Below are 12,608 nucleotides of genomic sequence, written 5' to 3'. Positions count from 1 at the left end.
GGTATAATTTTATTGTCTTTTACAGTAATTTTTAGGTCAATTAGCCTAATCTATCATACACCTTGGGAGGTTTTTCTGATGAGAATTGCCATAATGGGAGCTGGATCTTTAGGAACAATAATCGGTGCTTATTTGTCAAAAGGCAAACAGGAAGTGGAACTAATCGATGTAAATCAGGAGCATGTGGATGCGTTGAATAAATCGGGAGCGACAATAGTTGGTACGGTGGATGAAACGATCCCTGTCACAGCCATCACCCCCGCTGAGATGAACGGTATTTATGATTTGGTGTTGCTGCTGACGAAGCAGGTCTATAATGGGCAAGTCTTGGAAAACCTCAAGCAATACATAAATGAGGAAAGCATCGTTCTTTCTTTGCAGAACGGTGTACCGGAAGAAGGACTGGCGAATGAGCTAGGCGAAAAACGTGTCATTGGAGGATCCGTGGAATTCGGGGCCACCTGGATCAAACCAGGAGTATCAGAGTTGACTACCACAGCAGAATCTTTCAAAGCCAATGCTTTTCAAATCGGAGAATTGGACGGCAGCATCACGGAACGAACGGAAAAATTGAAAAAAGTACTGGAGCTTGTCGGCGGAACAGAAATCTCTACAAACCTGATCGGCACGAAATGGTCCAAGCTGTTGGTCAACGTAGCGATGAGTGGAACTTCTACCGTGTTCGGCTGTACATATGGAGACGTGCTGGCCGATGACACCGCTGTAACCAGTGCGGTCATGCTTGCGGATGAAACCTTGGAAGCCGGACAAGCATCCGGCGTAGCGTTCACCTCTATCGCTGGTATCGATGTTGCCAAAACATTCAAAATCAACAAAGACAAGAGCAATCTCTCAGAAGTCATCGCCATGGCAAGAAAAGTATTCAAACCCCAGGCTCTGTTACGTGCGAGCATGCTGCAGGACTTGGAAAAGCAGCGCAAATCAGAAATTGACTATATCAATGGCGAAGTAGTCGCAAAAGGGAAAGAAACCGGGATTGCTACACCATTTAATGATCTGCTGGTCAAGTTGGTCCGAGAAGCTGAGAATGAAAAAACAGTGCCTGTATTTGAAGAAAACCTTGTACCTTTCAAGCAGTTAATCGAGAAGGAAATATAAAGTACTCAATGGGGGGGCAGGTACGTGAACTACGAATCTGTTCCCGACAATGATTATCCCGAAAATCACGAAAAATATTTCTAGGCAAAAGGAAAAAACAGCGCTCATCACCTTTGATGAGCGCTGTTTTTAAATGAGAAAAAGACCCGAATCTCCATTCGGGCCTTTCCTGTCTGTTTCTCTACTCTATCCTTTTCCTTACTCTGTTTTAAACTGTTTAACCATTTCCTCTAATTCCTCTGACAATTGAGCCAATGAGTCAGCATTCGTCGAGATATCACCAATCAAACTACTGACCTGAACAACAGACGCTGTAGTTTGTTCGATACCTGCTGCAGATTCTTCGGAAACGGAAGCGATATTTTCGATAGATGAATTTATTCCATGACTATTTTCATTGATTTCTTCTAAGTCTCCGGTTATGTTTTCGATATTAGCAACCATTTGCTCCACCGATTGACTGATTTTTTTAAACTCAGATCCAGTTATCTCCATTACTTGAGTTCCTTCGTCGACTTGCTTGTAGCCAGCTTTCAAAGATTCCGCCACACTTTTCGATCCCGATTGTACGGACTCTACAATGCCCGTAATATCCGAGATAGATGCTGATACTTGCTCAGCAAGTTTGCGCACCTCATCTGCCACCACAGCAAAACCTTTGCCATGTTCTCCTGCTCTTGCCGCTTCAATCGCAGCATTTAGAGCAAGCAAGTTAGTTTGTTCCGCGATTTCTTCGATAGCATTGACTAGTCTGGATATTTCATCAGATTGCTTATCAAGCGACTCCACCTTTTGAACGGAGTCTTTTACTAAATCGTAAATACTGTTCATTTGTGTAACGGAATTTTCCATCAATTGGTTTCCATACTTGGTACTTTCCGATACTTCATTTGATGACTTCTGAATCAAGACACCATTATCTGTCGCCCGGTTGATTTTGGATGAGAAATCTGCCATTTGTTCCGACAAGCTTGTTGACGCTTGAGCCTGTTGCTCAGATCCGGAAGCAAGTTCCTGCATTGTAGATGCCGTTTGACCGCTTCCTTCATCAATTTCCCTGCTCGCTTGTTTCACCTTTGCAGACTGTTCTTTAACTACCCCGGAAAGTCTTGCTATCTTCTCAATCATTTCCCGTAAATTAGCTTGTGTAGCTGAGGCTGATTTCGACAACTGCCCCAGTTCGTCCTCTCTTTCCTCGCCTTTGACTTCATTATTCAAAAACCCATTTGCCAACCTGTCCATCACGGATGTAACTTGTTGAATAGGTTTTGTAAAGCCACTGCTCAAGAAAAAAGCGATGACAGATACAATGACAACAGTGATGAGTCCAATTGCAATTACATAAAACAAAATTTTGTCATTCAAACTTTTAACAGCAGAAGCATCCTGGTCTATTTTTATGATGCCGATGACTTCAGACTGTGTAGGATCCTCCAAAGGCATATAATAGTGCAAGGAAGTATCATTTTCCTTGAACACTTCTTCACCTGCATTCACTTTCGATAGAAGAGACGAATCACTTGTCTTCTCTCCAATATTTTTGTCATCAGAGGAAACAAGTGTCTCCCCTTCTGTATTCATGATACTAAGCTGAACTCCCTTTAACGAATCGGTGATCGATTGAATGACTTTTCCATCTAAGCCTGTTTGCAGTGTGCCAATCACCTCTTCGTTGTGAACAATAGGGGCAAAAGCACGTACCGATAACCCGCTGCTGCCAAACTCGAAGCCTGCAATCGTATTTTCCGCTAACGCTTCCTGGACAGCCGGTATATCACTTTTATCATCACCGTACTTTTCTATATCGTGTCCGCGCAGCACTACTTCGCCTTCTGTATTACCAAATTCCAAAACATCCATCTGGTGTTCTGTCTGCAATCTGGTGAAAATCGGTTCAACCTCTTCTATTAATTGCTGCTGATCACCACTTCGGAACGCTTGTATTAAATTTTCATTTTCAGCATAGGATTGAGTGAGATTCAAAAGGTCTTCTGAAACATTGTTTAATTGTGCGGTAATTGATTCTTTTGAAGAGAGAATATTGTTATGGAGAATGTTTTCCAGCCCTTTATTCGCAGTAGAGTACAGAATGATACTTATCAATACTAAGGGGACAAGTGAAACTAGCAACAACGAGGCAAACAGTTTTGCCCTAATCGATTTTTTGAACATTATCTGGCTCCTTTGTGTTATCTTTCGATGTTTTATGTAAATCTTTTATAGAATAGCACGATTTTTCGACAAAATCCACCAAATTTTTAGTGTTTTTTAAGAATTTATGCCTATAAAAGCCAGGACTTCCAACTCACTTGTCTGCCTAATTGTAGAATAATAGGCTATTTCCCCCAAAAAATCTGTGTAAGCGTATATGTATAGCACCTATTCAGGCAAAGTTTGCTCTAGTAAAATCGAATGCAGTTCAGTTCTTTGTATGTTCTTTCTCGAAGTGACTTCGCTGATTCCCTGTATCCCGCCTGTGATTGAAATAATGATGAAGGGAGATTTTCACCTTGATATTCAATCTTGTGAATTTCTCCCCTTCACCCGTTTCAACGTCGCCACTATCAGGAAACTGACAATCACCAGTAAAAGCCAGGAGCTCACTTTCCCTAAATGTACGAGGCTCCACGCTTCGGCTTGGTTCGGATATTCCCAGGCACTAAAGAATGTGGCGATATTTTCCGCGATCCAGATAAAAAAACCAATCAACACGAAAGAAAGTGCCAGCGGCATGCGGTACCATGTTCCATTAACTTCATATGCGACCCATGACCGCCAAAAAACAATCACCACGAGCACGGCCAAAATCCAACGATCCAGCCAATAGTGGTGGGTGAAAAAATTCAAGTAAATCGCTGAAGCAAGCGGGACAACGATTCCAAACGGCGGCCATTTAATGAGCTCTACCTTCAGCCTTCTCCACGCCTGGCAAAGATAGCTCGCGACGCTTGCATACATGAACCCGCTATACAAAGGTACCCCGAAAATCTTGGAATACCCCTCCTCAGGATAAGCCCAGGAACCCATATGTACCTTGAAGAGCTCAAGAGCAAGCCCGATAAGGTGAAACAATGTAATCACTTTTAATTCATCCCGAGTTTCAAGTCCCGAACGCACCATCAAAATTTGCATCAAAAGACAAATGATGAGCAGCCAGTCATACCTTGGCAGGAAGGGGAGCTGCACAATTTTTGTCAGGGCCAATGAAACAAAAATAACGACCGGGAATAAACAGGACATTGCCTGTTCCCATCCAAAACAAACAAGCTGTTTTGCCGGTCTTATCCACTTCTCTGTTTTTGCATGATAGCCCCCGTGCGCAGCATCGCTTCTTCCCATTTGATTCATGGCTTTTCCTCCTTCTTTCTGTAACATTCCACTTATGTCCCGGTTTCTTCATCGGCCCGGTATTCCAATATATCTCCAGGCTGGCAATCCAACGCTTTACAAATAGCATCCAAAGTCGATAGCCTGATCGCTTTCGCCTTTCCGTTTTTTAATATCGAAAGATTCGCCATCGTAATCCCGACCCTCTCTGAAAGTTCGGTGACACTCATTTTCCTTTTCGCCAGCATGACATCCACATTGATGATAATCGCCATATTCCTCACCTCAGACCGTTAAATCATTTTCCGATTTTATATGAATCACTTCTTGCAAAAGCTTCTGGAGAACAGCTGCAAATACCGCAATGACAAGTGCCGCAAAAATAAGGAGCATGCCGATCAGGATGATTCCCGGAGCGTCATCTGCCTCTGCTATTAGATAAAAAAGAGGCATGCCCGCCATGAGCAGTACAGTAATGGCTGCTGCACAATACTTTATCTTCTTGAGTCCTTGTACAGAGAAATCAGAGAAAGCTTTGTTCTTGTCGATATAATCTAACAGTTTAAAAGCCTGATACAGAGCAAAGTAGAAAGGAATTGCCGAGGCATACAAATCGACCCAGACAAAATATTTCAAGTATGCCATGTCCGGATATAATTCCGCTGCGAAACTGCCGATTTCCGGCACGACAAAAATGCACAAGGCCAAAATCGGGATGCCGATAAGGATTACAGCAATTCGCAAAAAAAGTGTTGTTCCACGTTTCATAAGAGCACCTCACCTGATTAGTATTCCTTTGAATAATATCATGTTATTTATCGTTTTTCAATAAATAATTAATGTTTTGTGTCATGTTTTTATCTTTACTTACATTTCACAGACATAAAGAAAGAGCATTCTTTCGTGAAAAGAATGCTCTCCAAAACTCCTATAGTATTAACTAGAAGCGAACTGTTGCTTAAGTTTTTTTTGCCATGATTGTTTTATCTCGTGGTACAGTCGATTCCAAAAAGTCCTGGTCGATTTTGAAAAATACTTCTTTAAGCTTTTCTCGCCCTCCCATTTTCTCAAACCAACCTTCTACCCGGTTTACGTGTCCTTTATCAGCCCTAATCTTGCTTTCAATTTTTTCGTATTCCTCATAACTTTGATATTCCCACATAGCAAAAATCTCAATGGTTCCGTTGTTTTCTTTTGCCATCCATCTGCCGACTAGTCTAGCACCATACTTTAACTGGGTAGGTAAAAGTGTCTTGTTGAAATGCTCATTAAATTCTTCTTTGATCCGTGGGTCAATGTGATAGGTTTTTCTTCGATAAATCATCGTACCCTCCTCCGTATCCCTGTAACTTAATTTTGCCGAGGGGATTTTTTCGGTTAATGAAACCAGACGGCATAGAGAAGTAATCCCAAGATGAAGACAACAATGAGGATTCCTGTTCCTTTCCATCCCAATCCCTCTAACAAGTCCACAAGACTTCCACTTTGCGAGCGATGATAAGCATCATGCAAATTGCCCGTTGCATTGTTTTTCATTTCTTCCTGCCGATGTCGCGCTCCTCTGTCTTCTGGTGTTTCTCTGTGTTTATCCAAAAAATTCCTCCGCTTATTGATTTTGTATTTTTTGTTAGATAATACGCCGGTATAAGTTATACATTCAACAGAGGATGTTCATTTCCCTTCGTCAGATGGATAGATAAGCACTGAACGCTTCACGAAAAAGAGATATAAAAAAGAGACCAACCCCCTCTCAGGATTTAGTCTCTTTTACTAATTATCACCACATAATGCTTTTTCCGGATGTCACCTTGGCCCCCTGAAGTATATCTTCTGATCCAGGCCCCACTCCGATTTGCAAATCAAATATCTCAAACAGGGTACCATAACTATCTTTCTCCGGTCCCTCCAGTTCATCATAATAGAACGAGGTATTGGAAGAAAGATTTCGCACGAAGTTGTCCCCAAGCTCTTTTCGCTTCTCCTCATTCAAGCTGGCTCCTACTTGCAGTGTCATGGTGATTTGATCGCCGTCTACTTCAATATAAGCGTCTTTGACTCCGTCATACTCTTCCATCGTGGAATAAGTCATGTCTTTTATTTCATCCGTTATTTCGATATCGCCCGGTTTCACATCCGACGAACCCGCTTCTTTTGTCTCAGCAGTTTCTTCGTCTGCGCTCGATGTATCTTGGTCCGCCTTATCTGTGTCACTTTCTGAACAAGCAGTGAACAGAACAGCCAATGAAATCATAAGAATGCTCAGCAAAAACTTTTTCAATTGTGTTCTCTCCTTTGATGTATGAATAAATAGCCAAGATGATTATACCACCTGCAAAACAGGAAAAGAAAGCAACACAAGTAGGCTTTATTTACCAAATGGATGAATACTGATATGATAGCCTACTCCCATACCTCGCAAACACGCATAGCATAAAAGGGAAGGAATCCCAAAAGTCCGGAGGTAGCAAAAGTGGAGAAAAACTATACCGATTTGCTGGCTGCACTCCATATTGGCGGAGCCCATCCCGGCAGCCTTAAACAGACGAAGCAGATGTTGGACACGGTTGATTTGAACAAGCAATCATACGTGCTGGATGCAGGCTGTGGTACCGGGCAAACCATCGCTTACGTTGCCCAAAAGTACGGATGTACCGTTTACGGCATTGATCAACATGAAGAAATGATCCAAAAAACCAGAAAGCGTATCGCCGAAATCCCATCGCCTGTAAGGGTCTTCAAAGGAAATATAGAAGAACTTCCATTCGAAGAGAATAGTTTTGATATGGTCCTGTCCGAATCCGTGACAGCTTTCACCCAGGTACGGAAGGCTTTAAAGGAATACAGGCGAGTGCTGAAGCCTAATGGCACTTTAATGATGAACGAAATGACGAAAATTGGTCACCTGGAGCCCGATGAACAAGCAGAAGTTAAAGCGTTCTATGGATTTTCTGAACTGCTCAATCAAACAGAATGGGAAAACCACCTTGCTTCAGCGGGTTTTAAACAAGTGGAATCGAGAATGATTCCAGCAAATAAAGAAGCACCCGGAGAAGTGTACCGCATTGAAAAGCTGGATAGAGCATATAACGATATGTTGATGTATCATCAATTGTTAACGGAGAAATACGCTTCTAAGATAGGGGCTTGTTCGTATATTTCCCGCCTCGAATAGCTCCGTTTAGGCATTCAGGAAATCCCCCCTCCCCGTGACGAGCACAGGTCGACATATGAAAAGGGGGTTTTTTCTTTTTGTATGGAAGTGGAAGTATCCTATTTTAAACCAATTTCAATAGTTTGTTACGTAACTTCAGTTCCTCTTCACTTCCTGTTGTTTCCATTCTCTCTATCGTTATCCCGTACTTTTTCAGAATCCGGTCTTTCATCTTGTCTCTTTCTTGTTGCACCGGATTATTTGCATGGAAAGCATGACCATCTACTTCGACGACTAAGACTGGCATTTTATCCAGCTTATTAAAAATAACAAAGTCTGTATGGGTAAAAATGTTCATGGCGAATTTCCGTTCCTCAGGCGTCAACACGGTTGGATCTTTAATTAACATTCTTAGGGGTTGGTGCATCACGAAATCCAGACTTTGAAATTCTGGTTGTTTCAACACCGATTCTATAACAGCATGCAAGAGGTTTTCTGAAGCATGGGCGGACACTCGCTTTCTTCGTTTCATTACTTCCTTTAATGTGCTGGAATAATCTTTATAAAGTAGATCAAAAACAGAACGAACCTTGCTTTCTATTACCTCAAAATTATTATACTTTATATATCTCACTAAATCTCCGACGTTCGTACCTTTCCATTTGTCACCACCTGACGCTACCACGACTATTAATTGATTAACCGCACGCGACACAGCAACATTGACCAGATTAGCATCATCCACAAAGTCATCGGTGGAGATTTCATTCGAAACGGTTGAAAGAATGACTGTATCTTTTTCACGCCCTTGGTACTTATGTACAGTATCCACTTCAAACCTCTCTTTGTTTTTTTCCTCATTAAATTTGTCTGCCTGCCTTCGAAAAGGAGTAATAATTCCCAGTGACTCTGTCCCATTGAACAACTTTTGCTCAGGGATTATTTCCTTAAGCACTACATCAATCTGCCGCTGATTGACTGTCCCCCTCGCATGATTTCCTTTTACTGTTTTATACAAAACCAACGGGTCCTTCTTTTCCTTTTCATCAGTTAGTACGACCAATTCATTATTATAAAATTTATTGTTGCAAAAACCGATTATCTTAGGGTGGCATCGATAATGCTCTTTTAATAGTGTTTTCGGTATGTCTTCGTATAAGGCCGTTATGGAAGAAAGTAAACTATGTTCTGCATAATGATACGCATCATCCAGTGTATAACCTGCGAATATTCGTGAAGTTTTCTCCCTAACATCTTCGGGAACCACGTTGGGAAGCTGTTTAAGATCAATATGACTTTGAAAAGGCTATGAAAGAATACAGTGAAAAGTCGATGGAATTATTTAAAGGCGGATTAGTTTCTTTCTATGAAAAGAGAAAGAATAGAAAGAAATTCTCTGAAGATGTCATATGGAAAGATTTTAACCAGTTTTTGAAAGAGTACCCTGTAATTCTAAGTACAACATCTACTTGGGAAGCCTCATCAATAAGAACATAATCAAACAAATAGTTTTTACCAGCACTACCACGTAATGAATGGGTGGTATGGGCAAGTTTTTGATCTAGTTCCTCTATTCTTTGCTTCAATTCATTTATTTTCAATAGGTAATACTTGTTTTGTAAAAAAGAAACAACTGTTGTTGGTGGATGCTGATAAAGCCCAAAGCTGAAGACACCGTGAACAAGCAAATTGTATAATTTATTTCTCCATTTCACCTTACCCTTTTCAACAGTTTGCTTGTAGTCAATTAGAATCTTCATTACTTTATCAGAATGTAAACGGAAGAGGGAGTTCAATTGAAAAGAAGAAAACTTCTCTTCTTTATAATATTGAGTGAAATAGACGTATTCGGTTTTCAATTGATCCAACTCTTGTCTCAGCAAAGCATGCTGGTTCTTGTATTCCAACATTTTATCCAACATTTTTTGACTATCAAGTAATTCCTGTTTAATATGCTGGCTAGATTCTTCATCTAAACTCCACTCTTCCATATCAGCAGGATAGGGTCCCTGCTCTGCAAAAAACGACTTCTTATTTTCCTTATTGCCAAGGTATGCCGCAACAAAGTCCAGCTTTTCTTTCTCCAACTTTTGAAGAACATTAGCAGTTGCCGAATTATTATTGGAAACGATTGCGACTGTTTCCTTATTCATAAGCGCGTTGGCAATAATATTTAAAATGGTTTGTGTTTTACCTGTTCCTGGTGGTCCTTCGATTACACTTACTTGCTCCGTGATTGCTTTTTCTACTGCAGATTTTTGACTGGCATTAAAACCAAAAGGAAAAATTACCTGTTGTTGTAGTTTTTTCTTTGTTAAAGGTTTCTTTTCCAAGTAAGAAGACAGTACACTTCGCGGACTGATCTTATCCATACTATTGAATTGTCTGCCCAGGAAGCTTTGTTCTTCATCTTGCTTTTCTTTCATCGAGTTTGCTACCGTTTTTAGATAATCGAAACAATTTTTTGCCCTGTGATTAACCAGGCTGCTTTGTTCAAAACGAACATCAGAAGCGTGCAACAATTTTTGAAATCCGTTTTTAAAGATAAGCCGGAAATAAGTGGAAAAATCCAGAACAAGTTGAAGGTCGGATACCACTTTATTCTTTTCATACACTATATTAATAACAGGATCAATTTGCGTTGGATCCTTTAACCACTCTACATTATGCTCTCTATATGTATATAACTTACTATTGCCTTTATATCTGATCTGCCATTTCCCTTCCCGGAGCGTACAGGTATCTACTTGATCTGTTTTGTCCTCACCTTTAAGAAGGAGCAGATGCTGCTTTATGTCCAATCTTATGAACCCCTCTTCCGTCGAATTGTGCCACAACCATTTTACCATACTTTTCCTGCAACCAATATCCACCTAGTAAAATGGCAATGCTCAAAATTCGGGATCGTACAACCGTTATTCAATAAAATGGGATTATAATAAACTTCTTGATAAATGCCTTCAGCTCATATTTCCTTTTTCCATTTCAACCACAGCCAGGCAATAAAATTAGCCGGAATGATAAAAATGTTTCCCTGAGCAGTTGCATGCAGCATTTCTTCTTGTATCGGCATTTTACTGAAATACTCCTGCTGGGACAGTCTTTTTCTTTTCATTTCTTCTTTCATTACTTTTAAATAGCGGACTTGCAGGGGTACCATAACCGCTGTTACGACAACTAGAATACTGATCAGCATTAGAAATATAGTCCACATAGAAATCCCTCCATGCCTTGGTATTACTAGTATTTACGGTTTGAAGCACTTTATAGTTTCAGAGTAAATCAAAGAGATGCATAAATAAAACCCGAAACTTGAGAACCTTCATTCTCCAATTCCGGGTTTCTACGTTTATTAAAATGCAGCCGTCCAGCCTCCGTCAGCTGTAACAACTGTTCCATTAATAAAGCTTGCTTCGTCTGAAGCTAAGAACAGTGCAACCTTCGCGATTTCTTCCGGCTTGCCGGTCCGAGGCATAACATCACGGACAGATTTTGTACGCTCAAAGCCAAACTGATTCATATTCTTCATAGAGGAACCAATGTTTGTTTCTACTCCGCCGGGAGCAATGGCATTACAGCGAATGCCTTTTTCGGCATACATGAATCCTGTGTTCTTTGTCAATCCAATCACCGCATGCTTCGATGCACTATAGGTAGCCCCAGCATGCGCTCCGTTCAACCCTCCGGTGGAAGCGGTATTGATAATCACGCCAGCTTGCTTATCTAAGAAAATCGGAAGTGCTTTACGCATCGCTCGCATGACACCTTTCGTATTGACGTCAAAAATGAAATCCCATTGATCATCTTCAATGTCCCCGACAGGTTGAAATCCGTCCATGATGCCCGCGTTGTTCACCAGAATATCCAGTGTGCCGAATTCCTTCACCGCTGTATCGATCATGTTGTCTACATCTTCCTGTTTGATTACATTCACAGAAACGGCTTTTGCATTCCCGCCATTATTGGCGATTTCCTTCGCTGCAGCCTCCCCCCCATCCAGGTTGATGTCAGCGACCACCACTTTGGCGCCTTCCGATGCATACAGCTTGGCAATTGCTTTTCCCATTCCGGAGGCTGCTCCTGTTACGATGGCAACTTTATCCTTCAGTTTCATGCTTTCCCCTCCCTTTAATCGCTTTCATTGAGATTTATTCAACAGATGTTCACTAACAAACATCTATCTATAGTATAATAAGGAGGAAGCAAGAAACACAATGACCAATGAATCCCGCAAATGTCCACTAAGTAACAAATCAAGCCATCTTGTTGAATAACCTGCTGATAATGTACAGAGGAGGATTACATTGTCGTCTAACCAAAAGATCGATAAACGAATCAAGCGGACGAAAAAAGCGCTGCAGAACGCATTGATTACCTTGATGCAAAGTCACGATTTCAAAGCTATCACCATCACTGATATTGTGAAACATGCTGATTACAATCGGGGTACATTTTATAAGCACTATAAATATAAAGAAGAATTGCTGGAAGATATCATCGAGGAAGTCATCAAAGACCTGGTCGACTCCTACCGCCAACCGTATCAGGATACCGATTCCTTCACGTTCAATAGTTTGTCCGCTTCAGCCGTGAAAATTTTCGAGCATGTATACGCTCATGCTAACTTTTATCAACTGATCATCCAATCCAACGCATTGCCGGGATTTCATAAACGAATCTCCAATGAATTAAAAAAACTGCCCCTCCAAGACTTGGCAGAGATAGAACCAAGCCCTGACATTGATCCGGAACTACACGCCAGCTACCAGGCCTATGCGATTTTCGGTATGATCATGGAATGGGTGGAAGGCGGATTCAAGCTAACGCCGGCTTACATGGCCGATCAGTTATTGGAAATGTTGAAGTTCAGTCCGGTGAATAGCAGGTTTAAGATACGGAGTGATTTGGAGAAGTAACGATAGCACTATTGATTTGAAGGGATATTGAAATTTTGATAGAAAAGCTTCTAAACTAGTATTATGTATAAAAGGAGGTTTTTATAACACAAAAT

At 41.1% G+C, this 12,608-nt stretch carries 14 protein-coding genes; 3 read left to right on the top strand and 11 right to left on the bottom strand.

All coding sequences use genetic code 11. The features are described from left to right. Positions 1-78: 78 nt before the first annotated feature. Entirely contained in the window at positions 79-1,119 is a 1,041-nt protein-coding gene (locus F6X55_RS14665; RefSeq protein WP_026569288.1) for a ketopantoate reductase family protein, read from the top strand. Between the two features lie 198 nt (positions 1,120-1,317). Here F6X55_RS14665 and F6X55_RS14660 read toward each other — a convergent pair whose 3' ends face one another. The 7 genes from F6X55_RS14660 to F6X55_RS14630 form a co-directional block, all read right to left on the bottom strand. Next, a complete protein-coding gene (locus F6X55_RS14660; RefSeq protein ID WP_153464452.1) occupies positions 1,318-3,291 on the bottom strand; it encodes a methyl-accepting chemotaxis protein in 1,974 nt (657 codons plus the stop codon). A 345-nt stretch (positions 3,292-3,636) separates the two neighbouring features. Further along, positions 3,637-4,404: a DUF817 domain-containing protein gene (locus F6X55_RS14655; RefSeq protein WP_153464602.1), complete on the bottom strand. Its 768-nt coding sequence runs from the start codon at positions 4,402-4,404 to the stop codon at positions 3,637-3,639. A gap of 95 nt (positions 4,405-4,499) precedes the next feature. After that, entirely contained in the window at positions 4,500-4,721 is a 222-nt protein-coding gene (locus F6X55_RS14650; RefSeq protein WP_153464450.1) for a helix-turn-helix domain-containing protein, read from the bottom strand. Between the two features lie 10 nt (positions 4,722-4,731). Then, positions 4,732-5,214 (bottom strand): DUF2975 domain-containing protein, encoded by a 483-nt coding sequence (locus tag F6X55_RS14645; protein WP_153464448.1) that lies wholly within the window; start codon positions 5,212-5,214, stop codon positions 4,732-4,734. Between the two features lie 190 nt (positions 5,215-5,404). Further along, on the bottom strand, positions 5,405-5,770 hold the full coding sequence (locus F6X55_RS14640) for an NIPSNAP family protein (RefSeq protein ID WP_153464446.1): 366 nt from the start codon (positions 5,768-5,770) through the stop codon (positions 5,405-5,407). A 53-nt stretch (positions 5,771-5,823) separates the two neighbouring features. Beyond that, the gene (locus tag F6X55_RS20100; protein ID WP_153464444.1) at positions 5,824-6,039 is read right to left on the bottom strand and encodes a DUF6366 family protein; all 216 of its coding nucleotides are present in this window, start codon (positions 6,037-6,039) and stop codon (positions 5,824-5,826) included. Between the two features lie 184 nt (positions 6,040-6,223). Then, entirely contained in the window at positions 6,224-6,724 is a 501-nt protein-coding gene (locus F6X55_RS14630) for a hypothetical protein (protein WP_153464442.1), read from the bottom strand. Between the two features lie 192 nt (positions 6,725-6,916). Between F6X55_RS14630 and F6X55_RS14625 the strand changes: the two genes are divergently transcribed. Next, positions 6,917-7,618, top strand: a complete 702-nt coding sequence (locus F6X55_RS14625) for a class I SAM-dependent methyltransferase (protein WP_153464440.1) — start codon at positions 6,917-6,919, stop codon at positions 7,616-7,618. 103 nt (positions 7,619-7,721) lie between these two features. On the opposite strand, the gene F6X55_RS14620 is transcribed toward F6X55_RS14625, so the two are convergent. The 4 genes from F6X55_RS14620 to F6X55_RS14605 form a co-directional block, all read right to left on the bottom strand. Beyond that, a complete protein-coding gene (locus F6X55_RS14620) occupies positions 7,722-8,864 on the bottom strand; it encodes an AAA domain-containing protein (protein ID WP_237648686.1) in 1,143 nt (380 codons plus the stop codon). Between the two features lie 97 nt (positions 8,865-8,961). Further along, positions 8,962-10,398, bottom strand: coding sequence for an AAA domain-containing protein (locus tag F6X55_RS14615; RefSeq protein WP_161993095.1), 1,437 nt, complete (start codon positions 10,396-10,398; stop codon positions 8,962-8,964). A gap of 164 nt (positions 10,399-10,562) precedes the next feature. Next, positions 10,563-10,811: a DUF3949 domain-containing protein gene (locus F6X55_RS14610; protein ID WP_153464434.1), complete on the bottom strand. Its 249-nt coding sequence runs from the start codon at positions 10,809-10,811 to the stop codon at positions 10,563-10,565. A gap of 138 nt (positions 10,812-10,949) precedes the next feature. Continuing rightward, positions 10,950-11,711, bottom strand: a complete 762-nt coding sequence (locus tag F6X55_RS14605) for an SDR family oxidoreductase (RefSeq protein WP_153464432.1) — start codon at positions 11,709-11,711, stop codon at positions 10,950-10,952. Between the two features lie 190 nt (positions 11,712-11,901). Here F6X55_RS14605 and F6X55_RS14600 point away from each other — a divergent pair, with 190 nt between their 5' ends. Continuing rightward, complete coding sequence (locus F6X55_RS14600) at positions 11,902-12,513, top strand: TetR/AcrR family transcriptional regulator (RefSeq protein ID WP_237648685.1); 612 nt, start codon at positions 11,902-11,904, stop codon at positions 12,511-12,513. The last annotated feature ends 95 nt before the right edge of the window (positions 12,514-12,608 follow it).

Source organism: Sediminibacillus terrae (assembly GCF_009602435.1).
Taxonomy (GTDB): domain Bacteria; phylum Bacillota; class Bacilli; order Bacillales; family Amphibacillaceae; genus Sediminibacillus; species Sediminibacillus terrae.
This window is presented reverse-complemented; position numbering and strand designations above follow the sequence as displayed.